This is a genomic window from Metaplanococcus flavidus (genome assembly GCF_042675885.1).
GTDB classification, from domain to species: Bacteria; Bacillota; Bacilli; order Bacillales_A; family Planococcaceae; genus Planococcus; species Planococcus flavidus.
In genome coordinates this window covers 92,363-116,031 of sequence record NZ_JBHTKI010000003.1, presented here as the reverse complement: position 1 = coordinate 116,031, position 23,669 = coordinate 92,363, and the positions used below count along the sequence as shown (strand labels likewise).

The window sequence follows — 23,669 nt, the reverse complement described above, 5'->3', positions numbered from 1 at the left end:
TATTCCTCCTCAACTTCCCTTTAATAATTTCATATTATTTAACTCTTCATCCACACAATAAACATAACAACCCTTCATCCCACGAGTCATCAGCGTTTTATAAGTATTCCTCACCAACTGATCAAGCGGATCAATTTCGTACTTCCCTTTAGGCTTAGCCGGTCTGGCACCTTTGTCTTTAAAGTTCTCACGCTTCACTTCTATTGATTGCGATTCTGGGTTATAGGTTAAATCGTTTCCAATGATGATACCCACGTATTCCATCTCGAGTCCTTGAACAGTATGGATGCAGCCAATTTGGTCTGCGCCTTCTGGATGAATGGCCCAATCGATGCGTGTTGGGTCATTCCATGGCATGGCGAAGTCATGGACTTCTACAATTACGTCTTTCGGAAGTTCTCCGTTGACTCTTTTGGTATTCCATTCCCAAGCGTAACCTGCCAGCAGCCTGCCGCCTTTTTCTTTAACGACTTTCTCGTAAAGTTTATGGGGAGAGTCGACAACCTGAAAGTCGAAATCGCCGTCCAATTGAATATCCTGTTTTCTGTCGTAAAGGACATTATCCAGCCACTCCAAGTAATTTCCTGAACCGGCGCAGCGGAATTGTGAATCGAGTTCAACTACATGTACTGTGGAGTTTTGCTTTTCCGCTTCTTCTTTCAATAATGCAAAGCGGCCGATGTCTTTATTCGAGATGACTTGTTCGTCATCGATAAAGAAGACACTGAGTTTACTGGACCGGATAATTTGTGTAGCCTGATTTTCGCCTTCGATTTTCCGTTTCATGTGACCTTGGTTTTTGAGGCGATGGGCTTCATCACAAACCAAAACGTCATAGTAATTGTTCGGAGTTTCAACATAAGCAGCCGATCCTTTGAAAAAGCTGCGTATTTCCACAAATCCACTCCGGCCAATAAGTTTCTTCCGGAGGATTTCCCGGAACGATTGGTTCGGTGTGATGTATTCAATCGTTGCTTCTTTGCCCAATAAATAGTTCATCAGGTTTAATCCGATTACCGATTTGCCTGTGCCGGGTCCACCTTTAATCAGAATGGTATGTTTCTTGTCTGCTTCCAAATCTAAACTACTATAAATGGAGAGAACTTTTTCATAAGCCACTTTCTGCTCATCGAGGAGGATGAATTCTTCATTCCCTTCAAATAAGGAATTGACGGCTTCCACCAATTTCTTGGATGGCCGGATTCTGCCTTCTTCAATCTTGCGGGCAATTTCCGTGCCCTTGCCTTCGGACACAGCAGAATTGATGCGCTTCTTCAACAGCAAGTCATCAAATTGAAAGAAGATCGGAGACTGCTCAACGTAATTGGCATATCGGTCATTGAGCAAAGGCTCTGCCGTTCGATCTCTTGCCGGGATGTAATTATGTAAATAAGCACAGGAACTTAAGTTGATGGAGGTGTCTTCGTATAAAGCCTCGTTGAAGTTTTCCAAGTAACGCTTGTAAGACAGCGACTGATAGGATGGATGAACCGTTTCCCGCTCTCTGCCTCCCAGGTAGGTGGAGACAATTCCATCACCTTCTGCAATCTGCGCTTTGCCCCATTGTTTCAATTCCACAATCACAGCATTCTGCTTACCTTCGCTGTCTTCGCCAGTGATGAGGAAATCAATTCGTTTTTCAGTAGATGGTAACTTGTACTCCAACAGCACATGCGTGCCCTCTTTCAAATCAGCGTCGCGCAAGATCTTGGCCATTTGCGGCAACGAATTGGTCCAGGACCGTATTTCACTCGGCGATACTGAATGGTTCATCTTTTCCTGAACCTTCTTCAGTAAGACAGTTTCAATTTGCTGTTCGAGAACATGGTCGATGAACTTTGATGAAGTTTCGTTATAAATAATCATAAGTAAGCTCCTGACTGTTTCTTCACTCTCTTTAGTCTACCAGCTAATCCATATTTTTCTATATTTTTTTCTGAATATTTCAACCATAGAAAAAACGCACATCATTGAATTGATGTGCGCTCGAATTTACATAGATCAATTATTCACTTCAATAGTATGTGATACATCCTCGCCCACTGTATTAAACTCACTGTCAGTCGGTGCCAAAATTCTCAGTTCAATTGTTTCCAATTCATCCACTGTAGAGTTTTTTAATACATAGACATTATGGCCTTCATGTCTGACTTGCCCAAGGTATTCACCATCAATATATTCGGATAGGAACATATCCGGTTCTAACTGCTCTCTCGTATTGGTAATTGCAGTTGTCTGACCCAGATAAAAGCTCATGTCTTCTTCAGACGTATTTTCTCCGGCCATCTCTATGGTGAACGCATGGACCTCCTCACCTACTGCCACTTCAAAAAGTTCCGCTGTTGCCTCATCTTTTGGTTCAATGATTTTCAGCTGGATTCCTTGGATCTCGTATTGCATCGGACCGATTTCTCCAGTGATGTCCAGCTCTTTATCTGTATAAGTGTTAGTCGCTTTCATGCTCTCGTCTTCCTGGACATTTTCGTCAACCAGTTCTGTCTCTTCTTCGACCTCTTCTTCCACTTCTTCAGTTTCTTCCGAATCTATTGTCTCCTCCAGTTGTTCCTGTGCGCCCGTGTCATCGGATTCCTCACTTATTCCTGTAGTATCTGCTCCACAGCCAGAAAAGATTAAAGCGGATGAAAAGAATAAAACCATGGTTGATTTTTTCATTATATTTTTCCTCCTTTAAACTTTTGAATAGAATCATTACCTAAATTGCTGGCAGCTGCTTCTGAATCTCCAAAACTCAAAGGAACTAGAACAAATAAATGCTGTATTAAGGAACATCTCTATCAGGAAATTACGAAATGCTCACCCTAATTATACAATAATTTATCTGAATTTTACATTTTCTTTAATTTCTCCATAAGTATATACTTTTTAGTTTATTGAACACCCGCCAATCAGCTCTTTGACTTTTATATTGAGTATTCTACTTTTCATTAGTAAAACCTCTTTTTATTTCGGGTTACTCATGAAACGACAAAGACAAAAAAATACACTGACACCGTCCTCAGACGGTGTCGGTTCACTTCATTATCCTCCATCACCACAACGGCTCCTGCTCATTCGAAAGCTTGATTGTATAAGGCATAACCATCGTTAAAGCGACAACAAATAAAATACCGATGGAAAGAAAAACTGGTGTACTCCAATCGAAAAGGGGTCGAGAAAATAAAATGACAATCAAGGGGATAATATAAAGAGCATAGATCCCTTTGCTTGTCTGCGGTTTGATGAATTGCCTCTCTCCGCAATTCGGACATTTCCTGTTGTTCATAAATCCAATCTTCACCGTATCTAACCAACTCCACTTATAGTTGCAGTTCTGACAGTTTGGCATACTTGTTCCTCCTTCTTTTAAGTTATCGGAACGTTTCCATAGTTTCATCTTACCCTTTTTCCAATTTAAATCCAATTGTGTATCTTCCAGGTTTGGTAAGTGGTGCCTGGCACGTACCAGGTACGTGCCAGGCACTTATTTCAAATGGAACTTCCCCACTGCCGCATCGTTTCATTATGTACTGAACAAACTTCGGCAACACCCAGGGAGAGAACCATAAATGCTCAAAAACTCAATGCTATTCCTTTTACTTTGCAGCACGCTGCTTTTATTAGGCTGTCAGCCTGAAGATCCTGATGGTGAGTCTGAAATTATCGGCAGCTTTTCCATCCAGACCAGTGCCTCCCCGAACCAAATGAATATCATCGAGATCCAGGAGATGTATAAAGAAGACAATGTCGGTTTGCATGCCACTTATGAACCCATGTTTCATTCCTTGAGAATTTACTACGGTGAATACGGAAGTCTGTTGGAGGACTATGTAGTAGTAGAGAGAATCCGCATGCACTCCATCGATTATTTTGAAATGGTGTGGACTGATGATGACCATGTCACCATCAACGTCATGCCGCGGGATGATGTCGTGGACCATGGCGTGGCGCAAACTTATGAGGTGGAAACGTATGAGTTTGATTTTGCGACTGGGGCATTGTCTAAATAGGTGTATAAAAATAGCCCAGTCCTCGCAAGGAACATGGGCTTGATCACTACCTATAATATAGCATGATTTCGTTAAAACATTAAGTTTCGAAAGTTTCGTTTATTTCTTTAGTTTCAAATAGAAACATTGTATAATAAAAAGAAAGATGATGAGGAGTGATCAGTATGGTCAATCTGCTCGATAACGTTAAACCACGTCCTTCCGATGAAGCAATTAAAAACCAACGGGTAAAAGAGTATGTGCAACTCACGAGAATTGCTGAAGAAATCGAAAGAGAAATCAAGAAGAGATCCAGTGAATTAAAGGATGATGAAAAACTGGAAGCTTTCGAGGCATTAAGCCAGGAGTACAATCTTCCTCAGTATGTAACTGTGCGTGATGCGGCAGACATAATGGACATCAGCCCGCAAATGGTTCGCAGGCACTGCGCTGACGGAAGACTTTCGGCACAACAAACGTTTGAAGGCAGCGGAAAATGGCGCATCGAAGCGAAACAATTGATGGACAAGCCAAACTGGGAACGTTTTATCGAAAAGCGTGCCAGGATTAAAACCCAGTCACTTGGGCTGGCTGACGAAGTACTCAAGAATCTTCAGGATAAAGAGTGATTGAGCCATGGGAAACCTAAAGCAATATACAATTGATACGAATGTGATTCGTTACCAAGCCGGTAAAACGGTTGATCAAATTTTAGATAGGGCTGCAAGAATATTTTGGCGCACTATAAAAGAAAAAGCTGAAAAAGGTGAGGCAGTAATTCTTGTTCCAGCGGAGGTTGTGCGAGAACTTAAAGTGCAGTCTCATACATTAAAAACGAGCGAAAACAAAAGGATTCAAAATCTGGTGAATCAATGTCTTGAAGTATCATCCCCTATTTCGACCGAAATTGAACATCACATAAGAGAGATGTCCGCTTATCTACGTGCAAACTACAAGCGTGACATCGGCTTTCCAAAAATGGAATACGGCGGAGTTTCAGATGCACGAATTTTATATAGTGCATATTATGAAGACAGTATTCTTGTTACTGCAAATACTAGAGACTTCTTGCTTTATCCTTTCCTCTTTGCTCAGCGCGAGGAGCGTTTATATGATTTGATATTGAATGAATATATTCAATATCCTGAAATAGTTTATGCTAAAGTTTGGAAAGATGAAACTTTTAAAGAAATGTTCCATCAACTTGGTAAGTTGGAAATTACCTTGGAAGACCAGAAATAATAACCTAAAATTATGATTAAAGATGATCTGCAGCGCGTTAGTCTCGTTGCAGATCATTTTTTGGCGAATTCAATTAATTATCAACATTTATTTATTGATAATCAATAAATAACATGCTATATTAAACGTAACATTAACCGAGCGGAGTGGTTCCATGAAACGCAGACAAGCTTCAACGCTCTTCCTGAAAGCTGTCCTATTGCTGATTGCCGGGGTGGCGCTTGCCCTTTGTATATTCGGCTTGCCGGGGATGGCTGCGATGGATGCGCAGCTGCATCCGGAGACGGCTCCTCTGCAGTATCCGTTTTTGATAGCGGCTTACATCTTCTTCATTCCATTTTTTATTGCGCTGTACCAGACCTTCAAGCTGTTGACCTTCATCGACCGGGGCCAGGCGTTCTCGGATGTTGCGGTCAAGGCGCTGAAGACGATCAAGTATTGCACCCTGACGATCATCGCGTTTATCGTGCTGGGTGAGCTGGCGACGATTGCCCTGATTCGCGGCGAAGACATCACGCACATCATCATGATGGGTGGGATCATCACGTTCGGTTCCACGGTCATCGCAATTTTTGCCGGCCTGCTGCAAAAGCTTTTGAAGGATGCGATCCGGATCAAGTCGGAGAATGATTTGATTGTTTGAATTTTGAAAGCTCCTTTCTGTTGAAAGAGCTTTTTCTTTTTATAAGGCTATGTTAAACAATAGTGTTGATTTTTTATGGAACAGAGTCGGAAAAGTATCGGTGTAAAACAAAACAGCCCTATTTTTCTTAGGGCTGTTTTAAGTAGTGACCTTCATTTTTTTACGACTAAAGCTGTCGCTTAGCGTAATAACGAAGCTATTCAACATCTAAAGAAAAGGCATAACTTGCAGTACCTTGCTCCCAATGAGCTAACACCTCGTAAACAATTTTTCCTTTGCCAGACAGAACAACTTTATTGGAGCTGTTTACAATATTGTTATCGTCATCCCATATTCTCACGGTATAGTTTTCCGGCTCTTCTTCGAAAACTAATTCAACATTTGTATCTGCTGTTACCTGTATGGAATTATTATTTTCAAGCAATTCGGGTGGTGCAGAAGAATCTGCATTTATTCCGCTTGTTGTTCCACCCCCATTATCTACACTCCAATTATAAGTCCCGAGTGATGGTCTAACGGTCTCTTCTCCAACAATAACGGTTAAACTTGGTGGTTTAGGAATAGCATCTTCTGAAGAACCATCCAAATTACTAACCTCCTTAACTTCACTATCATTATCAGCTTTTTCACGCGTATCATTTATGCCAGAACAACCCATTATTATTGAAAGAGATATAAGAATTAAAGCTAAAAATAAAAATTTGAAATTCATCACTATCCCTCCTTACTATTTAGACGATAAATATATGTGAACGTTACAGTACACTTTAATTAGTAGTACACTCTATTTCCCGTTTGTTGCTTATCTTCTTGAAACCATTTAACACAAATACCTCAGATTCTTTTTAAGGATTTTCATTAACCGACATTCCGCAAAACAGCTTCGCTTGCCTAGGGGCTCGCGCTGAGCTAACTAAAACCCGTGCTCCTGCATCGCTGCGCTGCTTCGTCGCAAAGAGTTGACCTCGCAGGCGTCGGTCAACTCTTCGCTGTTTTACTCCATACCTCCAAAAACTTCTCTCAGCGCCGAAGCGTCATATTTATGCTGATTCTATTATTCATGAAAAGGATTTACCCAAAGCCTGTCGAACTTATTACTAGCCGAGTGATGACACTCAGACTCAGAACCCGGAGGGGAAAAAATGAAGCCGAAGATGAACAGAAAAGAATTGAAGGATAATAACGATATTTGGAACGCAGTCACTAAAGTGCTCAGTGAACAGGATTTTCCTACCGAGAGCCAGGAAGTGAACGACGCTTTTTTGGCGTTTCAATATTATTCGGAGATGGAAAGCGGCGGGCACGAAGCGCTGCTTAATTGGTCGCAGGACTATATCAGGGAAGTTGGCATACAAAAATATCAGGACGAGCTGGCAAGCAGTCTCGTAAAAATCGGGGCTCCTGATTTTGCCGAAATTGAAAGCACTCACCTGGCGGAATTATGGAAGCTGCACCTGGCTTTGGAGAATGATGAGTCGCATGAGGATGACTATTACAGCAAGATTGAACTCATGGATAATGCGTATCACGAACAAAATGGGAAATTGGAACATTTGCTGGAGATTCATTTCCATAAGATACATACCGACCTGATTGATGTGGTGGAGGATTAGATTTTATTCGAATAAAAAATTCTGCAGCATGAACTTTCTTCAACTCCCACCATATGCCATACTGAAGGCAGAAATGAAAAGGGGGAATTTTTATGGCAGATTTAAATGCAATGCTGGCGTGGACGTTTACGCAGGAAATTGATGTACCGAAGTCGGTCGATGACTTGCTGGTCCCGGGAGAAGTGGCGCAAATCGCTTATAAGACGGTGCGCGACACAGCGGTAGTAACGAACAAGCGCTTCATCATTTCCGACAAACAGGGATTGACCGGCAAGAAAGTCGAAGTCTACACGATCCCTTTCAAATCGATCATCATGTATTCATCGGAAAACGCCGGTACGTTCGACCTGAATACCGAGCTCGAGCTTTGGACGACGTTAGGCAGATTCAAATTGAACCTGGCGAAGAAAGTTGATATCCGTAAGCTGGATAAGATTATTGCGGAAGCGATTTTATAAACTTATATAGAACAGGCTGTTTCAAATGATACAAAAATCCAGTGGAGATTTAACTCCACTGGATTTTTGTATTTAGAAAACATAGTAGATGACAATGAAAGCGGAGAAAAAGATATTCAGTGCAGACAAGCTGATGAAAAAAGTAACCGTCGGAATTTTTTAGGCCTACCTCCAAAGATATCCAGCTTGCTTGACGTGCAGGTGTGCGACTCCTGCGGATCAGCGAGACGACCAAGACCCCGCAAGTGAACGAAGTGAGCGAGGAGGCTTGGGCGCGAGCCCGCGGAAAGCGCACACCGGAACAGAAAGCGACCGTTCCCTCCCCTTCTTTTTGCATAAATAATTACAAAGTATTATTTAGCTAATTCTTCAATAGATTCATTCACCAACTGGAATTCACGGTGCAGTACTTCACCAATGCGTTTCATGCCTTCTTTGATATTTTCTGGATTCGAATTGGAGAAGTTCAATCGCATCGTATTTGTTTGTGCTCCTCTAACATAAAATGGTGCACCGGGTACAAAAGCCACGTTATTTTCCAGGCACTTCAATGCGATGTCGCCGGCATTTACTGAGTCAGGAAGTTCTACCCAAAGGAATAATCCGCCATCGGGCTTGTTGTATGAAACGTTTTTAGGGAAATATTCGGCGATGCAGTCCAGCATGGTTGCACATCTTTCCCCGTAAACGGCTTGGATGGTTTCAATATGGCCATCAAGGTCGTACAGTTCCATATACTTCGCTGTAATACGCTGTGCAAGGCCGTCGGAATGCATATCAGCAGATTCCTTAAAACCTGCGTACTTCTCGAGTATATCTTTCTCTGCACAAATCCAGCCCAATCGCAGTCCAGGAGCAAATATTTTTGAAAAACTGCTAAGGTAAATGACTCGTCCTTCTGTATCAAATTGTTTGATGGGAGGAATCGGGGCTCCTGAAAAACGGATGGCTCCGTACGGGTTATCTTCCAAAATTAGAACATCGAACTGATTGGCGAGTTCAATCATCCGTTTTCTTCTTTCAAGTTTGAGTGTTCTGCCGGTCGGATTCTGAAAATCAGGAATCGTATAAATAAATTTAGCCTGTGGATTCTGCTGCAGGCATTTCTCCAACGCATCCATCTTCATACCGTCTTCATCCATTTCCACGTCCACTATGTTTGCATGGTAGACGTTAAAGGCATTGATTGCCGCAAGATAAGTCGGACTTTCGCAGATGACGGTATCTCCTTCGTCAAGAAATACTCTTCCTGTCAGGTCAATTGCCTGCTGGGAACCTGAGGTAATCATCACTTGCTGCAAATCTGTTTCGATTCCAATGGCTTCCATTCTTTCCATTACCGCTTGTCGAAGCGGGACATACCCCTCCGTCGAACTGTATTGAAGAGACGAAGCTCCGTGATCAGTCAGGACCGCTTGGCTCGCTTCTTTCAATTCTTCAATTGGAAACAGTTCAGAGGCAGGAAGTCCACCAGCAAATGAAATCAATTCAGGCCGTTCCGAAGACGATAAGATTAAGCGCATTTCAGATGGTTCCAGCGCATTGGCTCTTCTTGCATATTTGTTTTGCATTCTGTAATCCCCCATCTAAAAGCCTTTTTTTATGTACCCACTTCATTCATTATTATTTCTATACAGTACATGTCCATTGTGGATATAGCATAATAATTTGCTATTCCTCCAATTGTACAAGCTTTTGAATCGAAATGAAATCTTCAATTCACTCGCTTTTGGACAACTAATTTCTAATTCCAAATACTTCCTGTCAGTTCTTCAATCGTCATTTTTTCTATTCTGCTATTCTTCGCGTAGGTTTACGCTGGAGCTAACTCTCATTTAAAAGAAAATTTAGAACATTTAAATGGATATTCTTGGTATAATCAATGAATAGCTTACCTAAAAAGGCAAGACATGCAAAGAGATGAGGAGGATTCAAATGAACGAAAGAATTGGAAGCGACCCGCGAGTGGTGACGAACAGCAAGGCTATAATCACTTTGACATTGGGTATCCTATCGATTCTGGTGCCGTTCCTGGGATTGATTCTTGGAATTATTGGCATCGTGGTTTATTACAAAGCAAAAAATGAAATCGCATTAACCGGTGAAGGTGGACAAGGCTATGCGGTGTCCGGTTTGATTTGCAGTATTGTGGGACTTAACCTGCAGATTATTATGCTGCTGGGAATTCTTGCATTTAATTCCCTAATGATGCTTTAAAGGAAATGCGGTTCGCTAAATTTGAATTTCGCGGGGGGGAAGAATATGAAAAGAATTTTAATGACAGTGCTTATATTATTTATTGTAATGATCGGGCTGCTTACATTAAGATTCGGTCCTGCTTTGACTCAGGAAGGAAATCCCCTGCCGATCCTCTCTTCGATCATCGGACTTGAACTTTCGGACACTGAGTATGAACAGTTTGCCGAAGCAGGGACAGGGAATCGGTATGTTTCGGCGAATACTGGGGCTTCCCGGTACGAGGTCATCGAAGAATTCATGAAGGACAAGGGATGGGATTTCGAAGAGCAGCTGGGATCGGGGCTAGTGTTTGAAAATGCGGAAGAAACTTTGGTGATCGAGACCAGGCAATTTTCGGAGCATTATGTGTTGTGGGATGTTCCGGGTGAGGTTTTGGACTGAAAGGAGAATACATATGGCACGTTTATTTTGGTATTTTATGCTATCAATCAGCGGTATAGTTTTTGGTTATGCACTATCTCAGTTTATTAATCAGAGAGCAGAAGAAATCACAATCTACTTATCGGTTTCAGGTCTGATTTTATTTATTATCAGTGTTTGGGGATTACAGAAATACGCAGGGATAGGGTTCTTTTCCAATAAACAAAAGAATGGATCATAAAGAAAAGGGTGGATTCCTCAAGTAACAGTTTCCGTTTCCTATCGCAAAACACACTAAGAAAGGTGGAAGTGACATGCATAAAAAAAGAGAACCTAAGGATCTTTTGATTATTCGTATCATAGCTAGCTTGCTTGTACTCTTATCTTTAACATTACCTTATTTCGGGTTAATGTCGTATAGTGCATCTCCATTTTTAATCCTCGCGACGCTTGTAGGTTTTTTTATTATTGAAGACCGATTTCGTAAAAAAATTATAAGTGAATGAAACTTTAAGAGTAGAATATCCGTAAACTGCTCTAACTATGCTAAAAGCAACGAGAGCATTAGTTGAAGGAGAATCAAATGGAAAATATCCTATTTATACCCCAGTCCAAATTGAACTGGGGTATTCTTGCATACAAAAGCGCTGCTATAAGCAAAGGAATCTTTATTTCCTCAAGATAGTCTTTCGTGTTGAGGGATTATATCTCACGGATATCTGTTTTCGTCTCACGTATAGACCGCTTTACCTCACGTATAAATCAGTTTACCTACCGTATAAAAAATTTTACCTACCGTATAACCCCATTCAGCTCACGTTAGCGCCTCACCCTTTCAACGTTCTCCCCTGCTAAACGCCAAAAAAATGCAGAACCCCGCGAGGTTCTGCATTTGCTTTATTTATAGTGCCTTCAATTTGAAGACTTCCCGCTTCGACACCAGGTCCGCAATGTTCGTGCGGTATTCCCGGTAATGAGCGGAGCCGATATGGCTCTGCAAAGCGTCGATGTCTTTCCATGTTTCATACAGGACAAAGGTGTCGTCTTCGATGGATTGATGGAGGACATAGTTCAGGCAGCCCGCTTCGTTGCGCGAGGCTTTCTGCACTTTGTTTAATTCCGCCAATAATTGAGCTTCCATGTTTTCCTTCGGCTTCATGATCGCTGTAATGATGATGGGTTCCATCACTCAGTTTTCCTGTTTGCTTCTTTTGTCCAAAGCTTTTACCAATTCTTCGGCCAATGCTTCAGAAGAAAACGGGTCGCGCCCGGTTACCAACTGGTCATTGCCCCAGACTACTTTTTGCTCAGCGGAATAATTCGCCACTTTGCTCATTTCCCCTTCCAGGCTGAATGGCAGAATCGCAGGAAGGCCTTCTGGTTCAACCGCTTCCGGATAGCCTGTTACGTCCATACCGGAAATGATGCTCTTGCCGTCCGGACGTTTTGTCCAAAGCAGCGGCGCCGGCCCGTGGCATACGGCCGACACGATTTTGCCATTGTCGTATATGCTGTTGATGATGTTATGCAAGGTTTCATTTTCCGCCAGGTCATACATTGCGCCGTGGCCACCTACGATGAAGACGGCGTCATAGTCTTCCGGCGTAATTTCAGAAAGTTTTTTTGTATTGTCGGCTAATCCCGATTCATACATTTTTTTGTATTTGCCTTCCGGGTCATACTCTTCTGAGATGCTCGCCTGGTCGATCGTCGGTTTGCCGCCGAGTGGTGAAGCCATATCCACTTGATGGCCTGCGCCTTCCAATATCTCCATCGGTGCAAATAATTCTTCGCCCCACCAGCCGGTTTCGTAATTGTTTGCCAGATCCTTATGTCCACTTGATACTACTGCTAATACTTTAGCCATTATATTGTTTCCTCCCTTAAATTAAAAATCATCTTGATAACAGGTATTCCCGAATGTTTTTTCACTTAAACAATCTGACAAGCCAGACAATTCAGGCCCCAAGTTCTTCATTTGGATTTCTACCGCAATACTTTGCTACACTAATGGATGGAATGAAACTGATTGATTGAAGAGGAGCTGTTCAAATGCAAAACGTTAAAGGAAAGAACGCAATCATTACAGGAGCCGGCAGAGGCATCGGCCGGGCAACCGCCATCGCTTTTGCAGCGGAAGGCATCAATGTTGGACTTGTCGGACGTACGGCAGCCAACTTGGAGAAAGTGCAAACTGAATTGCAGGAATACGGCGTGAAGACAGTATTTGCAGTGGCTGACGTCGCTGACATGGAAGCGGTCAACGCAGCGGTTGAACATATAACGGCGGAACTTGGACCGATTGATATCCTGATCAACAATGCAGGCATCGGCAAATTCGGCAAGTTCCTCGAGCTGTCACCAGAAGAATTCAAAGGCATCATCGATACGAACCTGATGGGTGTTTATTATGTAACCCACGCTGTCCTGCCGCAAATGATCGAGCGCGAGTCCGGCGACATCATCAACATTTCGTCAACGGCCGGGCAAAAAGGTGCGCCGGTGACAAGCGCCTATAGCGCGTCGAAATTCGGCTTGATGGGACTCACGGAATCGTTGATGCTGGAAGTCAGAAAGCACAACATCCGCGTCAGCGCCCTGACGCCAAGCACGGTTGCCACTGACCTGGCGATCGATTCGAACCTGACCGACGGCAATCCCGACAAAGTCGTTCAGCCGGAAGACATGGCTGAAATGATGGTTGCCCAGTTGAAGCTGCACCCGCGTGTGCTCTTGAAATCTGCTGGTCTTTGGTCAACGAATCCGTAATGGCAATAAAAATAAACGATGCCCGTCATGCAGCTGCATGGCGGGCATCGTTTTTTGTATTGGAGACAGCTGTTTTTATTACAGTTTAAATGTAACTTCAACTTGCCCCAGAGTTGAATAGCTTACCGTATAGGTGCCTTCTTCAGCGGCGATCGGTGAAATGAATGTTTGTCATATCAGCAACTCCGATTTGATAATAGTTTTAATGTGTTTAAGAATGAAGCGCAACAACGCATCATTGAAGTCGTTAGCTTTATTACATTTTCCCTTCCCTAATCCATGACCAAATTCGAAAACTGCCAAGAATGGCGACCAACAAAAGAATCATCATCGCAAAAACCCATATACCGAAAAGGTTTATTTCCTGTAAACCTTCTGCGTTTAATACTACAAAAGTAGAAAACCCTATAAACATTAAGTAAAAAAATATATTTGGAATAATCCAGGCAATCCTCAATTTTCGGTTCTTCAAAAAATAACCTCCCAGGCAATGGCATTTCCATATCAGATTATATTCTAGCATAAGATTCAAAAGCCTTTTTTACTGGGCGGCTACTTACTACTGCGTTTTGTTTGTGGCGTATCTTTCTACCAATTTAACCCAAAATAGAGAGGGGTTCAAGGTGCTGAGGATATTTACCTCTCGTATAATCGCGTTTACCTCACACATAGAAATTTTTTCTTACCGTATAAATGAATTTACCTCTCGTATAAATCCATTTACCTCACATATAACCCGTTTTATCTCACGGTTTCCCCTTCTTATCTAACGAACCCATTTTTCATCCCCCTCGCTCCTGGTGCAGAGCCGAATGGTCGCAGTCCGCCACGGCGGACTGCTTTGGGCGGGGCTGCGCACCCCGCCCGTTTTTTGCAGATATGGGTTTTCTCTCAAAGTGTGGGTGGTGGCTGATTTTCTCCTTTACCTCACGTATGGAGAGATTTACCTTACGTATAGCGTATTTTATCTACCGTATAAATTCATTTACCTGCCGTATAACCCGTTTTACCTCACACTTCCTCTTCTTATCGAAAAAACTCCATTATCATCACCTTCCCTCCTGGTGAAAACCTGATAGGTCGCAGATATGTAGGTTTCCTCCTCAAAATTCGGGTATAGAAAAAGATGACCGACACAATCGTTTTTATTTCCGAAGGAGGAATCTGCATGCATTATCAACTCAATTTGCACCTCGCGAGTGCGAAGAAGGATTATTATTGGCTGTTCCAAAGTGAGCAGGATACAATGACCGTTTTCAATGAAGTCGTGGAGACGTTCCGGCAATATGAACCACGTGACGCAGATGCGTTTGCAAAGGAAAAGCGGCTTGAGCTTGATGAGACCGGCACGAGCAATTCAGTCCAGATCGAAGTCGTGAAAGTCGATAAGGAAGCGATTATCCGCTCCGCGTCGTATAGCGAAATGTTTTATGAAGAAAAGCATTTCGATGATATTTATAATACATTGACTGAAAAGCTGGGCACGCCGGAGGAAGAGTCATTGGATACCGTTTAAGTTGAAAGCATTCCCTTTTAAAGGGAATGCTTTTTTATTTTTTGAAACATTTCCTATTTGCACTCGTATAATGAAGACGAGGGGGAATGAATTATGGGAGATGCAATGTTTACATTACTTCCGATGATCGGGCTTTTAATATCACTTATACCAATTGTCATTGCAGTTTATGTAATCATCATGTGGGTGAATTTGACGAAAGAACGCAATGCCTATTTAAAAGAAATTGCGGAGGAGTTGCGGAGAAGATAGCTGTATAGAAAAGGAGATGACCAGTATGGGATTGATCCGGTATTTATTTTTCGAAAAAAAGCATCTTGCCTATACAGCTTTCGGGAATGACAGCTATTATCAGGCATCGAGTCGTTTGAACGCTGCGGGAATCGACTTTGATGCAAAGCTTAAATTGACAGCTAAAACATATGGTACATCTTCACATGGCGCGGATCAGTTTGTTCGAAATGCCATTGTCGATACAACCGAGTATGATTTTTTTGTCAGAAAAGAAGATAAATATAAAGCAGAGCAAGCTCTCCGTAAATAAAATATCGATTCTCGTGATTTCTTAAAATGCCTGGACAGCGTTTATTGTTCAGGCGTTTTTCATTTCGGAATATCTTGAGTATAATGGGCTTGAATCAACCAAATTTGCGGAGGAGTGATCGAATTGATCAGTAAGCTTGGGCAAGTGATGGTGTATGTGGAAGATCAGGAAAAGGCCGTGAAATTCTGGACGGAGAAAGCTGGATTTGTGGTCGTGGCGGATGAAGGTTCAGAAGACCAGGGCCTCAGATGGATAGAAATCGCCCCTGCCAGGGATGCCGCGACGACGATCGTTTTGCACGACAAAGAAGTCATTTCGAAAATGTCACCCGAATTGAATCTCGGCACACCGTCCCTGATGTTTTATACGGACGACGTTGACAAACTGTACGCGGATTTCAAGGAAAAAGGCGTGACGACTGGCGAACTGATCAATTTGAGAACCGGAAGAAGCTTCAATTTTGCTGATGATGAAGGGAATTATTTTGCGGTGATGGAGAGTTTGGAAGAATAAATTAAAACAGCGTCTTAAAAGGATTGATTTTAAGACGCTGTTTTATTTTGTATCTTATTAAATTCCTTTGCTATTTCACACCGCCAAGTCCCCGCCCCAGCAAATCAGCTGACACAGGCTCCTTCCCGAGTTCCCTCAACCAAACGGATAATTGCCCGATGTACCGCCGGTGCGTTTTTTCAGCAGTTCTTCTTCAGGGATCCCTTCGCACCATTGATACCACTCTTCCCGGACTTGCCAATTGTAATGAAACAGCATTTTCATGGGTAACCTCCTGTGATTTGGCGTTCGTTTTTATTTTCCATGAATGTTGAGGATGCCTATTTGGATATATGCCCAACTCACACAAAACCCACAAAAAAGAAGCAGCCTCAGCTGCTTCTCCCTTCAATCCTATTCCTTATGTTTCTTCAACACGCTTGCCACTTTTGCCGCCACGTAATCGCTGCCGTTCGACTCGTCCTCGATGCCTTCGATCATCATTGCGATGATGGCATTTGGGTTGTCTGAGTCGTAGCCGACGAACCAGCCGTTTTCTTTGCCTTCGTCTTCGGTGCGCATTTTGAGTTCCGCAGTGCCGGTCTTGCCGGCAACCGCCACTTCGCCGATATTGGCGGATTGTGCATAGCCGTCTGTTACTGCGCTTCGCATTGCTGTGCGGAGTAACTCGGCATTGTCATCGCTTATAAGTCCTTCTTTCCAGACGACCGGTTCATCTTCCTCGAGGAACAGCGACGCTTCGTACATTGTGCCGCCGTTCAGGATAGGCTCGTACATCGCCGCGAGATGCAGGACATTGACGAGCATCTGCCCCTGGCCATAAGCTGTGTCTGCTGTCTGGCCATCTGAACCGAACGTTCCTTTACTGGTGATCTGCGAAGGCTGCAGGTTCAATAGGAACGGAATATTATCCGTAAACCCGAAATTTTCATAGCCGGCTATCATTTCTTCACGGCCGATTTCCAGCCCTTTTTGTGCGAAATAAATATTGTCCGAGTAGACCAGTGCTTTATGAAGATCTACCGGATTTTCAATTTCGGGATGAAGGCGCGTAATATGGAAGCCGCCCCATGAAGCGTTCAGCTGCCAGCTTTCGCCTTCAATCGTTACCCCTTCTTCCGGATCGATCGCACCTGTTTCAAGTCCGATTGCCGCGGTTATCGGTTTTATTGTGGAGCCGGGTGAATAGGAAGCGGCAAAACGGTTGAACAATGGCTTGTTCGGATCATCTGACAGCTCCTGGTAGCGTGAGCCGGTGATGCCTTTCAGAAATTCATTTGGGTCATAGGAAGGCGAACTGACGAGCGCCAGCGTTTCGCCGGTTTCCGGGTGGACTGCGGCACTCGCTCCAGGCTCGCCGCCCATCGATTCGAATATCGATTTCTGCAATTCGGCATCGATCGTCAATTTGACGACTTCGCCTTCGCCTGCATCGTTTTCAAAAACTGTAACGGGATCGCCGCCACTTGCTCTATGTGCAAGGACTTTCACGCCGGGCTTGCCGCGGAGCCGTTCCTCCAGCGCACGTTCCAGCCCCTGGCGGCCAATCATATCATTCGGGCCGTATCCTTGATCCTCCAGTTCTTCCAGCTGCTCCGCTGTGATCTGTCCGATATAGCCGGTCAGATGCGCCAGCGCTTCGCCGTATGGATATTCACGGAAAGTCGATTTTTCCTGTTGCGTGCCCGGAACCGCGAAGACACGGTCAAGCGTTAATTGGTCGCTCGCCGGCACTTGTTTGATCGGCACGAAATAATGCGGCTGCACCCAGCTTTTATTCATGGCCGCATCGATTTCCTTGACATCGATTTCGAGCGCGCGGGCAAGTTTTTGCTTCTGCTCAGGAGAGGTGAAATTCTGCGGCACGACGCCGACCGTCATCGCTTCGCTATTCGCTGCAATCGGCCGGTCGTTGCGGTCCACAAGCTCCCCGCGCACCGCTTCGGTCATCTGTACTTCGACCTGATCGCCAAGTTCCAGCCTCGGCAGGATAAATGACGGGTCCCATTCGACAAACCAGTCTTCCATCTCGTCGTGCGTTTCGTGCAACAGCGTCAGTGTCTGTTCAAATTCGACGGGACCGGCAAGCGTTTCTATTTCGACTTGGATATCGAAATCCGCCGGGGTGTCTTTTGAATATTCCACCGCTTCTTCCGGCGGTAAGTACGTCACATTCACATCGCTGACGCCGAGCTGTTCATAAATATCTTCCTGCCACGTCACAAAATTCAGGGAACCGTAGACATCCTTCGATCCTTTATTCAGAAAAGAACCATACATCTTCGAAAACTCCTGATTGTTCCATAACTCAATGTATTGCTGAGCCCTCGTTTCCGCTTCCGATGTCTCTTCCGCCACCGCTTCATCCGGCGCCGACTCTTCTTGCGGTTCTTCCTGACAGCCTGCAAGGAGAATGATCAAAACAATAAATGCGAAAATCCCGAGAAGTTTTTTGTCCATCCGTTTCCCTCCATTCAATTGGGCTAGAGCAACAGTTTCCTTATATTCTATTATAACTTAAAGTTCTCTGTATATTCAGTTATTCCTTTATTTTTCACTGCGAAATCTCCAAGCTCAGCACAAGCCCACAGGAAAAAACATTGTGCTCCTGCATCGCTTCGCTGCTTCGAAGACATTAGCCTCGCATGCTTCGGCTAATGTCTTCGAAGCTGTTTTGCGGAATATCGGTTTTCATTTTTACTTCCTCAACAAGCTGCTTTCCTTTATTCCATTAAAATTGCAGAAATTGGTCGTAGCCTTCTGTGGAGAAATTGAACCGACTTTCTTCGATTTTTTCGGGCAGTATGAATGTCAAATAGTAACTCCCATCGTATTGGCAAGTGATTTTGAAAAGCCAGTCTTCCTCAACTTTATCTCCATTTTTATAGACAGTCATTCTATGCTTCGAAATTACTTGAAGGTCGTATCTGTGATCAGACTGAAATACTTCTCTTGCCTGAATTTTTTCGATAGCCGGTTCATCTTCCTCCGTTAACTCCGAGCCCCGTTCAATAACAACATACTGGTCTCCATACTCTTTCCCTTTGTCCAAATACTGTTCCACTATGTAAATACTGTGATCATTATAATAGCCATAGTTTCTCGGTGTAAGCAGATACGAACCTTCAACTTCTCCGAATTCCTGAAGATCTCTTTCATTCACCATTGCTTCGACATCACTTTTATCAGGGGTGGGTTCATAGTAAAACATGAACAGCATCAGAAGGTAGCCGACCGTAAATAAACCAATGAGTGAGGCCAATACAATTACTAAGCGCTTCTTCATACCTTTTCCCCCTTCGAAATACAGTAATCCCCTTTTCAGAGATCTCTGCTTTTTAAAAACTTTACCATAAAAACCCATGACATATTCCAAAACTATGGTTTAATTGAATTAGAGATTATTGAACTATTCAATTTTTAATTGCTGGACAACCAAGAAATACTTTGATGGCAGAAAAGTATGGAGTGATGTTTTTGACGAGAGAACGGATGAGGAAACATGTGCTGCTGTATGGCGGAATTGCCATGGTGATATTGTCCTTCGTGGCAATCAATGATTTATTGGCCCCGCGAATCGGCCCAATCGGTGATGGAAGCAGCATTCCGCCTCCAGCCTTGATATGGGGAATTTTTTCTTTTTTCATTTTATTGGGCGTCGTTTTTATTGTATGGGGTATTTATCGATTTCTTTTTGACGACAAAAAGTAAAATGTAATTAATGAGTGGAGGAGGCTGAGTTATGGTTGATATTGTGGGATGGATTTTCGTGGCGCTGACGATAGTCGGCTTTGGCTATGCACTGGTGTGGCAGGTCCGGGATACACTGAAAGTGAAGCGCTCGACGGAAGGGAACACAAAAGCCGACAAGCGGCGGCTTGCCGGCCATTATTTGATGGTTGCCTCGTTGGCGGGTTTCTACGTTTCTTATCTGGTGAATGTGTCAGTCGGGCTTATGGTTTATATACGCCCTGAAACTGTGCAGCCCGCGCTGATCAACAGCAATACAAGCGGCTTTGCGTGCTTTGCGTTTTTGGCGGTATTTCTGATCGCTATGTTTTGGGTTGTGCCGAAGGAAGAAACGGCTGCGCCTTTGTTGAAGTCGAGGATTTGATATGAGTTGAAGGATAAAGGAGCTGCGGAAATTTTCGCAGCTCCTTTTTTTGTGGGTTATCTATTGGTTGGCGTATTCACCTCACGGATGGAGTGGTTTACTTCACGTATAAAAGATTTTACCTGTCGGATAAGGCAGTTTACCTCACGTATAGCGAACTTTTGCTGTCATATAAAAATTTTCACCTCCCCGTTTCACTTTCTCACCTATTCCTTCTATATAAATAACCCTCACTCAGCTGAAGATCCGAATGGATCGCAGTCCGCCGCGGCGGACTGCTGGGGCGGGGCTGCGGCCCCCGCCCGTTTTTGGGCAAATAAGGGGTTTGTTCTTCTGGTGAGGATGAGATTTATTCGTGGCGATCCTATCTCACGGATAGAGGAGTTTATCTCACATATAAAATTTTTATCTAATGTATAGCGCAGTTTGCCTACCGTATAAATGACTTTAGCTACCGTATAGAGGAATTTTCCTCACGGATAACATTTTTCATCTCACGCTCACCAACCCTGCCCACTCCAATTGTTTTGCCGCTCCCATCAACAGGGTATTCCATCTACACATGACACTACTTTTCAGGAGTGAACCTACATTATGCCCTATGCCAAAATCGATGACTCATTGACGCTTTATTATCAGAGCAAAGGCGTTGGCATGCCGATCGTCTTCATTCACCCGTTCGTGATAGCGCACAGTGTTTTCCTGCACCAGGAGCCGCTGTCGGATAAACACAGGACAATCTTTTTCGACATGGCTGGCCACAGCCTGGCTGATTTGGGCATCATCTGTGTCTATTGGTTCATTGTCCGATAAACTGCATAAAAAAAAGCCACGGATTTTATCCGCAGCATGCTTGTGATTTTATAGGCGTCTGGCAAACCGTTTTCGGCCTGGCCCGCTCCTTCATCTTGGCGCGGCAGCATTCAATCAGCAGTAATGCCAACCTTTTTTCGCTGACGAATTCGTGTGGGTTGCGCCATACTTGCTTGAATACCTGAGTGACGAGCTGTTCGCAGATTCGCTGATCGGATTCGGTTTCAGAGACAAGTTTCCACAGCAATAAATGGTAGCGGTCGTAAAGCTTTTCAAACGCATCCTTGTCCCGTTGCAACAAAGCCTTGATCAAATGTTCTTCTGCCTGCATTCCGTCACCCCTCTATCTCCAATTACCCGCCTCTTGTAAGGCTAAACTCCCAGTTGAAATAAAAGATGAGATTCTTGCAGAAATCAATGGAAAAAACACATTTTATGTAAACTTGTATACTTTATAGGTTCTAACGACTTATTATTAGTAAATTATTTACAGTTTGTTTATTAAAAAAAGAAAGCCGGAATTTATTCCAGTTCCTCTATTTGTACATCCCGGCTCACGATTGTCACTTCCGCCATCGGCATGTCGAAAAGCACATGCAATTCGAACAGGTCGCCATTCAGATAAATCTCGTTGTAGAGCCACCAGGCATCCGTCATATTTTCCGGAATAACCACTTCTTTCACCCCGGTGAATGTCACTTTGATGTCCTTGAAATAATGAAAACCGCCACTGCAGTCGAGATAAAGCACCAGCACGTCATCAGAAGGACGTTCGACGCTTTTGACGATGCAGTCATGAAGGCTTTTTTCGGTCAGTTGAAGCATGCCGGGCGGAAGAAATTCCTTGGTCGCTTCGTAATGGCGGCTGTAATCGTCAAGCAGCGCATCGACGCGCGCCTCGTAATCCGCTTCCCATTTTGCCGTCATCTCGCGGAGTTCAAGCGTTGGATAGGCCGAATTGATGGTGCCATCATAAATATACGGATGGAAGGCTTCCGGCAGAAACTTCAAGAGATCTTCCCTTTTATCCGCCAGATCACGGCGATGAATCTGATGAGGATCTTGGCCTTCTGTCCGCTGCCATGTCTGATTACCCTCCCATTCTTCTTTGGTTTCGGGGAAGACCAGAAAACCCGAAACCTGCATTTCGTCATACCATTCCTTCGTAAAGTATTTCATCGTCTTCCCCCTATAAACTTCTTTTTAGAAATTATACTCGTTCTTGTTTCAGAAGTGAACTTTGAATAAAGAAATGCGAGAGCGCCCGTTAAGCTCTGTAAGGCAAGAGATGGAGCCAATGAAATTTGGTCCATCTCTTTGCGACGAATCTAGCGCAGCGATGCAGGAGCAATATGGGTTTGGACGATTTGGCGAAGCGGCGTCTTTTCAGCCGCACAGTCGCGAAAAGCGGAAGTGCCTGTTCAGCTCTGACAGGTATAAGACGACACAGAGAAGTGGCGCTCTTTGCCACGCAGCTGGGTTGCCTTATATCCCGAAGAGCTAGGCACTGGAGACTAGACAAAAAGTGGCTTATGACCCGAAGAGCTGGGCCACTGGAGTCTGGACAGAGAAAAGCGACAGCGCCCGTTAAGCTCTGAAAGGCATAAGACGGATCAGCAGAGTGGCGCCTTTTGCCACGGCAGCTGAGTTGGCTTATGACCCGAAGAGCTGGGCCGCTGGAGTCTGGACAGAGAAAAATGACTACATCTTTTCCCTCCTCTCAAACACATCGGACAAAATAAAAACTGCTCCGCAGTTACACGGAGCAGCTTTGTCTATTGTTCTTGTTTTTGTTCCTCCATGATTTGCCCCAGGGCGCGGTCCAGCCCTTCGTACTGGAAACGGAAGCCTGACTTTTCGAGTCGCTCCGGCAAAACCCAGCGGCTTTTCAGGATCAACTCGGTTTCCGTGCCGATGAAAACCGCACCCATTTTGAGCATCCATGATGGTGCAGGCATACCGGCGCTGCGCCCCATCGCTTTTCGCATGTGGTCCATTAGTTCTTTATTGGTTACAGGATTCGGTGAAGAAGCATTGAAAATGCCTTTCAGATCTTTCCGGTTTTTCAGAAACTCGATGATGCGGTAGACATCTTCAATATGGACCCAGCTGAACATTTGCTTGCCTTCACCCTGTTTGCCGCCAAGGCCGAAACGCACAAGATTCACATAAGGTTCCATCACGCCGCCGTCTGCTCCGAGCACAATGGCGAGGCGCAGCGCCACTTGCCGGGTCTTCGGCAATTGGAATCGGAAAAATGCGTCTTCCCAGGCTTTGCCGACATCGACTGAGAAGCCGCTGCCTAACTCGCCAATCGATTCTGTCATTGGCCGATCTTCCGCGTGACGGTAAATCGTTGCCGTGCTGGAATTGATCCAAAGGCGCGGTGGATTCTGGCATTTCTGAATCGCCTTGCCGAGCGCTTCTGTCGTCTTTGTCCGGCTTTCGAAAATTTCCCGTTTGTTCTTTTCATTGTACCGGCAATTCACTGATTTCCCTGCCAGATTGATGACCATCTCTGCATTTTCAAGCGCATCAACCATCGCTTTATTATCGTCCCAGGAAATCTGGCCCGGCTGCCGCGAAATGATATGTACAATATAACCCTGGTTGGTATACGTCCGTTCCAGGTATTGCCCGATAAATCCAGTACCGCCCGCTAAAACAATTTTTTTGAACATGTTAAAACCCCTCTGTTTTTTTCCCTATACCCTTTAGACGTTTGAGCTGTCGAAAAAGATTCACTTTTCCATGAATTTACTTTTTTCTTTTTAATTTCTGGGACTTCTCTGCATGAATCGGCATATTATGCTTGCATTTATTTATACCAATAAAAAAT

31 protein-coding genes and 1 pseudogene are annotated in these 23,669 nt (G+C 44.0%); 16 read left to right on the top strand and 16 right to left on the bottom strand.

Features of this window, described 5'->3' with window-relative positions:
* Positions 1 to 9: 9 nt before the first annotated feature.
* From ACFQ1X_RS01875 to ACFQ1X_RS01865, 3 genes are all read right to left on the bottom strand, one after another.
* Positions 10 to 1,866, bottom strand: coding sequence for a DNA/RNA helicase domain-containing protein (locus ACFQ1X_RS01875; protein WP_144840437.1), 1,857 nt, complete (start codon positions 1,864 to 1,866; stop codon positions 10 to 12).
* A 135-nt stretch (positions 1,867 to 2,001) separates the two neighbouring features.
* Positions 2,002 to 2,673, bottom strand: coding sequence for a hypothetical protein (locus ACFQ1X_RS01870; RefSeq protein ID WP_144840436.1), 672 nt, complete (start codon positions 2,671 to 2,673; stop codon positions 2,002 to 2,004).
* A gap of 376 nt (positions 2,674 to 3,049) precedes the next feature.
* The gene (locus tag ACFQ1X_RS01865; RefSeq protein WP_144840435.1) at positions 3,050 to 3,421 is read right to left on the bottom strand and encodes a TIGR04104 family putative zinc finger protein; all 372 of its coding nucleotides are present in this window, start codon (positions 3,419 to 3,421) and stop codon (positions 3,050 to 3,052) included.
* A 145-nt stretch (positions 3,422 to 3,566) separates the two neighbouring features.
* Between ACFQ1X_RS01865 and ACFQ1X_RS01860 the strand changes: the two genes are divergently transcribed.
* From ACFQ1X_RS01860 to ACFQ1X_RS01845, 4 genes are all read left to right on the top strand, one after another.
* Positions 3,567 to 4,007, top strand: coding sequence for a hypothetical protein (locus ACFQ1X_RS01860; protein WP_144840434.1), 441 nt, complete (start codon positions 3,567 to 3,569; stop codon positions 4,005 to 4,007).
* 164 nt (positions 4,008 to 4,171) lie between these two features.
* A complete protein-coding gene (locus ACFQ1X_RS01855; protein WP_144840433.1) occupies positions 4,172 to 4,615 on the top strand; it encodes a helix-turn-helix domain-containing protein in 444 nt (147 codons plus the stop codon).
* A 7-nt stretch (positions 4,616 to 4,622) separates the two neighbouring features.
* Positions 4,623 to 5,228, top strand: coding sequence for a PIN domain-containing protein (locus ACFQ1X_RS01850; RefSeq protein ID WP_144840432.1), 606 nt, complete (start codon positions 4,623 to 4,625; stop codon positions 5,226 to 5,228).
* Positions 5,229 to 5,382: 154 nt separating this feature from the next.
* The gene (locus tag ACFQ1X_RS01845) at positions 5,383 to 5,871 is read left to right on the top strand and encodes a DUF2975 domain-containing protein (RefSeq protein ID WP_144840431.1); all 489 of its coding nucleotides are present in this window, start codon (positions 5,383 to 5,385) and stop codon (positions 5,869 to 5,871) included.
* Between the two features lie 196 nt (positions 5,872 to 6,067).
* On the opposite strand, the gene ACFQ1X_RS01840 is transcribed toward ACFQ1X_RS01845, so the two are convergent.
* Entirely contained in the window at positions 6,068 to 6,583 is a 516-nt protein-coding gene (locus ACFQ1X_RS01840; RefSeq protein ID WP_144840430.1) for a hypothetical protein, read from the bottom strand.
* A 430-nt stretch (positions 6,584 to 7,013) separates the two neighbouring features.
* On the opposite strand from ACFQ1X_RS01840, the gene ACFQ1X_RS01835 reads away from it, so the two are divergent.
* Both ACFQ1X_RS01835 and ACFQ1X_RS01830 read left to right on the top strand, forming a co-directional pair.
* Positions 7,014 to 7,484, top strand: a complete 471-nt coding sequence (locus tag ACFQ1X_RS01835) for a hypothetical protein (RefSeq protein WP_144840429.1) — start codon at positions 7,014 to 7,016, stop codon at positions 7,482 to 7,484.
* 92 nt (positions 7,485 to 7,576) lie between these two features.
* Positions 7,577 to 7,942, top strand: coding sequence for a PH domain-containing protein (locus ACFQ1X_RS01830; protein WP_144840428.1), 366 nt, complete (start codon positions 7,577 to 7,579; stop codon positions 7,940 to 7,942).
* Between the two features lie 353 nt (positions 7,943 to 8,295).
* On the opposite strand, the gene ACFQ1X_RS01825 is transcribed toward ACFQ1X_RS01830, so the two are convergent.
* A complete protein-coding gene (locus ACFQ1X_RS01825) occupies positions 8,296 to 9,513 on the bottom strand; it encodes an aminotransferase-like domain-containing protein (protein WP_144840427.1) in 1,218 nt (405 codons plus the stop codon).
* Positions 9,514 to 9,877: 364 nt separating this feature from the next.
* On the opposite strand from ACFQ1X_RS01825, the gene ACFQ1X_RS01820 reads away from it, so the two are divergent.
* From ACFQ1X_RS01820 to ACFQ1X_RS01810, 3 genes are read left to right on the top strand one after another with little or no spacing between them, the layout of a single operon-like run.
* Positions 9,878 to 10,159, top strand: a complete 282-nt coding sequence (locus ACFQ1X_RS01820; protein WP_144840426.1) for a DUF4190 domain-containing protein — start codon at positions 9,878 to 9,880, stop codon at positions 10,157 to 10,159.
* Positions 10,160 to 10,204: 45 nt separating this feature from the next.
* A complete protein-coding gene (locus ACFQ1X_RS01815) occupies positions 10,205 to 10,582 on the top strand; it encodes a hypothetical protein (RefSeq protein WP_144840425.1) in 378 nt (125 codons plus the stop codon).
* Between the two features lie 13 nt (positions 10,583 to 10,595).
* A complete protein-coding gene (locus tag ACFQ1X_RS01810; protein ID WP_144840424.1) occupies positions 10,596 to 10,802 on the top strand; it encodes a hypothetical protein in 207 nt (68 codons plus the stop codon).
* 660 nt (positions 10,803 to 11,462) lie between these two features.
* Here the strand turns inward: ACFQ1X_RS01810 and ACFQ1X_RS01805 are convergent.
* The gene (locus ACFQ1X_RS01805; protein ID WP_144840423.1) at positions 11,463 to 11,747 is read right to left on the bottom strand and encodes a putative quinol monooxygenase; all 285 of its coding nucleotides are present in this window, start codon (positions 11,745 to 11,747) and stop codon (positions 11,463 to 11,465) included.
* 3 nt (positions 11,748 to 11,750) lie between these two features.
* A complete protein-coding gene (locus tag ACFQ1X_RS01800) occupies positions 11,751 to 12,428 on the bottom strand; it encodes a type 1 glutamine amidotransferase domain-containing protein (RefSeq protein ID WP_144840422.1) in 678 nt (225 codons plus the stop codon).
* Positions 12,429 to 12,613: 185 nt separating this feature from the next.
* Here ACFQ1X_RS01800 and ACFQ1X_RS01795 point away from each other — a divergent pair, with 185 nt between their 5' ends.
* Positions 12,614 to 13,330 (top strand): 3-ketoacyl-ACP reductase, encoded by a 717-nt coding sequence (locus ACFQ1X_RS01795; RefSeq protein WP_144840421.1) that lies wholly within the window; start codon positions 12,614 to 12,616, stop codon positions 13,328 to 13,330.
* Between the two features lie 256 nt (positions 13,331 to 13,586).
* On the opposite strand, the gene ACFQ1X_RS01790 is transcribed toward ACFQ1X_RS01795, so the two are convergent.
* Positions 13,587 to 13,802 carry a hypothetical protein gene (locus tag ACFQ1X_RS01790; protein ID WP_379081107.1) on the bottom strand — a complete coding sequence of 72 codons (216 nt, stop codon included), beginning with the start codon at positions 13,800 to 13,802 and terminating at the stop codon, positions 13,587 to 13,589.
* Positions 13,803 to 14,498: 696 nt separating this feature from the next.
* Between ACFQ1X_RS01790 and ACFQ1X_RS01785 the strand changes: the two genes are divergently transcribed.
* The 4 genes from ACFQ1X_RS01785 (at position 14,499) to ACFQ1X_RS01770 (ending at position 15,903) form a co-directional block, all read left to right on the top strand.
* Positions 14,499 to 14,846, top strand: a complete 348-nt coding sequence (locus ACFQ1X_RS01785) for a hypothetical protein (protein ID WP_144840419.1) — start codon at positions 14,499 to 14,501, stop codon at positions 14,844 to 14,846.
* A 93-nt stretch (positions 14,847 to 14,939) separates the two neighbouring features.
* Positions 14,940 to 15,098 carry a hypothetical protein gene (locus ACFQ1X_RS01780; RefSeq protein ID WP_379081104.1) on the top strand — a complete coding sequence of 53 codons (159 nt, stop codon included), beginning with the start codon at positions 14,940 to 14,942 and terminating at the stop codon, positions 15,096 to 15,098.
* 25 nt (positions 15,099 to 15,123) lie between these two features.
* Positions 15,124 to 15,390 (top strand): hypothetical protein, encoded by a 267-nt coding sequence (locus ACFQ1X_RS01775; RefSeq protein WP_144840418.1) that lies wholly within the window; start codon positions 15,124 to 15,126, stop codon positions 15,388 to 15,390.
* A 123-nt stretch (positions 15,391 to 15,513) separates the two neighbouring features.
* Positions 15,514 to 15,903, top strand: a complete 390-nt coding sequence (locus tag ACFQ1X_RS01770; RefSeq protein ID WP_144840417.1) for a VOC family protein — start codon at positions 15,514 to 15,516, stop codon at positions 15,901 to 15,903.
* Between the two features lie 70 nt (positions 15,904 to 15,973).
* Here the strand turns inward: ACFQ1X_RS01770 and ACFQ1X_RS01765 are convergent.
* The 5 genes and pseudogenes from ACFQ1X_RS01765 to ACFQ1X_RS01745 all read right to left on the bottom strand — a co-directional run.
* Positions 15,974 to 16,066 (bottom strand): annotated as a pseudogene (locus tag ACFQ1X_RS01765) (DinB family protein); the annotation flags it as partial.
* On the bottom strand, positions 16,039 to 16,167 hold the full coding sequence (locus ACFQ1X_RS01760; RefSeq protein WP_379081101.1) for a hypothetical protein: 129 nt from the start codon (positions 16,165 to 16,167) through the stop codon (positions 16,039 to 16,041). The gene ACFQ1X_RS01760 and the pseudogene ACFQ1X_RS01765, both read right to left, overlap by 28 nt.
* A 129-nt stretch (positions 16,168 to 16,296) precedes the next feature.
* Positions 16,297 to 18,363, bottom strand: a complete 2,067-nt coding sequence (locus ACFQ1X_RS01755; RefSeq protein ID WP_144840416.1) for a penicillin-binding transpeptidase domain-containing protein — start codon at positions 18,361 to 18,363, stop codon at positions 16,297 to 16,299.
* A 271-nt stretch (positions 18,364 to 18,634) separates the two neighbouring features.
* Positions 18,635 to 19,189: a hypothetical protein gene (locus ACFQ1X_RS01750; protein WP_144840415.1), complete on the bottom strand. Its 555-nt coding sequence runs from the start codon at positions 19,187 to 19,189 to the stop codon at positions 18,635 to 18,637.
* A 127-nt stretch (positions 19,190 to 19,316) separates the two neighbouring features.
* Positions 19,317 to 19,550 carry a hypothetical protein gene (locus ACFQ1X_RS01745; RefSeq protein WP_144840414.1) on the bottom strand — a complete coding sequence of 78 codons (234 nt, stop codon included), beginning with the start codon at positions 19,548 to 19,550 and terminating at the stop codon, positions 19,317 to 19,319.
* A 95-nt stretch (positions 19,551 to 19,645) separates the two neighbouring features.
* Between ACFQ1X_RS01745 and ACFQ1X_RS01740 the strand changes: the two genes are divergently transcribed.
* Both ACFQ1X_RS01740 and ACFQ1X_RS01735 read left to right on the top strand, forming a co-directional pair.
* Positions 19,646 to 20,017, top strand: a complete 372-nt coding sequence (locus tag ACFQ1X_RS01740) for a hypothetical protein (protein ID WP_144840413.1) — start codon at positions 19,646 to 19,648, stop codon at positions 20,015 to 20,017.
* A gap of 594 nt (positions 20,018 to 20,611) precedes the next feature.
* A complete protein-coding gene (locus tag ACFQ1X_RS01735) occupies positions 20,612 to 20,830 on the top strand; it encodes an alpha/beta fold hydrolase (protein WP_144840412.1) in 219 nt (72 codons plus the stop codon).
* Between the two features lie 25 nt (positions 20,831 to 20,855).
* On the opposite strand, the gene ACFQ1X_RS01730 is transcribed toward ACFQ1X_RS01735, so the two are convergent.
* The 3 genes from ACFQ1X_RS01730 to ACFQ1X_RS01720 form a co-directional block, all read right to left on the bottom strand.
* Positions 20,856 to 21,161: an RNA polymerase sigma factor gene (locus ACFQ1X_RS01730; RefSeq protein WP_144840411.1), complete on the bottom strand. Its 306-nt coding sequence runs from the start codon at positions 21,159 to 21,161 to the stop codon at positions 20,856 to 20,858.
* 191 nt (positions 21,162 to 21,352) lie between these two features.
* Positions 21,353 to 22,009, bottom strand: a complete 657-nt coding sequence (locus ACFQ1X_RS01725; RefSeq protein ID WP_144840410.1) for a DUF4085 family protein — start codon at positions 22,007 to 22,009, stop codon at positions 21,353 to 21,355.
* Positions 22,010 to 22,605: 596 nt separating this feature from the next.
* Positions 22,606 to 23,511, bottom strand: coding sequence for a TIGR01777 family oxidoreductase (locus tag ACFQ1X_RS01720; protein ID WP_379081095.1), 906 nt, complete (start codon positions 23,509 to 23,511; stop codon positions 22,606 to 22,608).
* Positions 23,512 to 23,669 lie beyond the last annotated feature (158 nt).

Coding starts and splice junctions, on each gene's coding strand:
- ACFQ1X_RS01760 (WP_379081101.1), bottom strand. CDS start 16,167: ATGAAAATGCTGTTTCATTACAATTGGCAAGTCCGGGAAGAGTGGTAT.
- ACFQ1X_RS01785 (WP_144840419.1), top strand. CDS start 14,499: ATGCATTATCAACTCAATTTGCACCTCGCGAGTGCGAAGAAGGATTAT.
- ACFQ1X_RS01720 (WP_379081095.1), bottom strand. CDS start 23,511: ATGTTCAAAAAAATTGTTTTAGCGGGCGGTACTGGATTTATCGGGCAA.
- ACFQ1X_RS01780 (WP_379081104.1), top strand. CDS start 14,940: ATGGGAGATGCAATGTTTACATTACTTCCGATGATCGGGCTTTTAATA.
- ACFQ1X_RS01725 (WP_144840410.1), bottom strand. CDS start 22,009: ATGAAATACTTTACGAAGGAATGGTATGACGAAATGCAGGTTTCGGGT.
- ACFQ1X_RS01750 (WP_144840415.1), bottom strand. CDS start 19,189: ATGAAGAAGCGCTTAGTAATTGTATTGGCCTCACTCATTGGTTTATTT.
- ACFQ1X_RS01875 (WP_144840437.1), bottom strand. CDS start 1,866: ATGATTATTTATAACGAAACTTCATCAAAGTTCATCGACCATGTTCTC.
- ACFQ1X_RS01810 (WP_144840424.1), top strand. CDS start 10,596: ATGGCACGTTTATTTTGGTATTTTATGCTATCAATCAGCGGTATAGTT.
- ACFQ1X_RS01815 (WP_144840425.1), top strand. CDS start 10,205: ATGAAAAGAATTTTAATGACAGTGCTTATATTATTTATTGTAATGATC.
- ACFQ1X_RS01835 (WP_144840429.1), top strand. CDS start 7,014: ATGAAGCCGAAGATGAACAGAAAAGAATTGAAGGATAATAACGATATT.
- ACFQ1X_RS01755 (WP_144840416.1), bottom strand. CDS start 18,363: ATGGACAAAAAACTTCTCGGGATTTTCGCATTTATTGTTTTGATCATT.
- ACFQ1X_RS01730 (WP_144840411.1), bottom strand. CDS start 21,161: ATGCAGGCAGAAGAACATTTGATCAAGGCTTTGTTGCAACGGGACAAG.
- ACFQ1X_RS01735 (WP_144840412.1), top strand. CDS start 20,612: ATGCCCTATGCCAAAATCGATGACTCATTGACGCTTTATTATCAGAGC.
- ACFQ1X_RS01850 (WP_144840432.1), top strand. CDS start 4,623: ATGGGAAACCTAAAGCAATATACAATTGATACGAATGTGATTCGTTAC.
- ACFQ1X_RS01820 (WP_144840426.1), top strand. CDS start 9,878: ATGAACGAAAGAATTGGAAGCGACCCGCGAGTGGTGACGAACAGCAAG.
- ACFQ1X_RS01870 (WP_144840436.1), bottom strand. CDS start 2,673: ATGAAAAAATCAACCATGGTTTTATTCTTTTCATCCGCTTTAATCTTT.
- ACFQ1X_RS01830 (WP_144840428.1), top strand. CDS start 7,577: ATGGCAGATTTAAATGCAATGCTGGCGTGGACGTTTACGCAGGAAATT.
- ACFQ1X_RS01800 (WP_144840422.1), bottom strand. CDS start 12,428: ATGGCTAAAGTATTAGCAGTAGTATCAAGTGGACATAAGGATCTGGCA.
- ACFQ1X_RS01795 (WP_144840421.1), top strand. CDS start 12,614: ATGCAAAACGTTAAAGGAAAGAACGCAATCATTACAGGAGCCGGCAGA.
- ACFQ1X_RS01805 (WP_144840423.1), bottom strand. CDS start 11,747: ATGGAACCCATCATCATTACAGCGATCATGAAGCCGAAGGAAAACATG.
- ACFQ1X_RS01840 (WP_144840430.1), bottom strand. CDS start 6,583: ATGAATTTCAAATTTTTATTTTTAGCTTTAATTCTTATATCTCTTTCA.
- ACFQ1X_RS01855 (WP_144840433.1), top strand. CDS start 4,172: ATGGTCAATCTGCTCGATAACGTTAAACCACGTCCTTCCGATGAAGCA.
- ACFQ1X_RS01845 (WP_144840431.1), top strand. CDS start 5,383: ATGAAACGCAGACAAGCTTCAACGCTCTTCCTGAAAGCTGTCCTATTG.
- ACFQ1X_RS01775 (WP_144840418.1), top strand. CDS start 15,124: ATGGGATTGATCCGGTATTTATTTTTCGAAAAAAAGCATCTTGCCTAT.
- ACFQ1X_RS01745 (WP_144840414.1), bottom strand. CDS start 19,550: ATGAAAAAAGAAAAAATTCCCCATATCAAGGCTGGAGGCGGAATGCTG.
- ACFQ1X_RS01825 (WP_144840427.1), bottom strand. CDS start 9,513: ATGCAAAACAAATATGCAAGAAGAGCCAATGCGCTGGAACCATCTGAA.
- ACFQ1X_RS01740 (WP_144840413.1), top strand. CDS start 19,646: ATGGTTGATATTGTGGGATGGATTTTCGTGGCGCTGACGATAGTCGGC.
- ACFQ1X_RS01860 (WP_144840434.1), top strand. CDS start 3,567: ATGCTCAAAAACTCAATGCTATTCCTTTTACTTTGCAGCACGCTGCTT.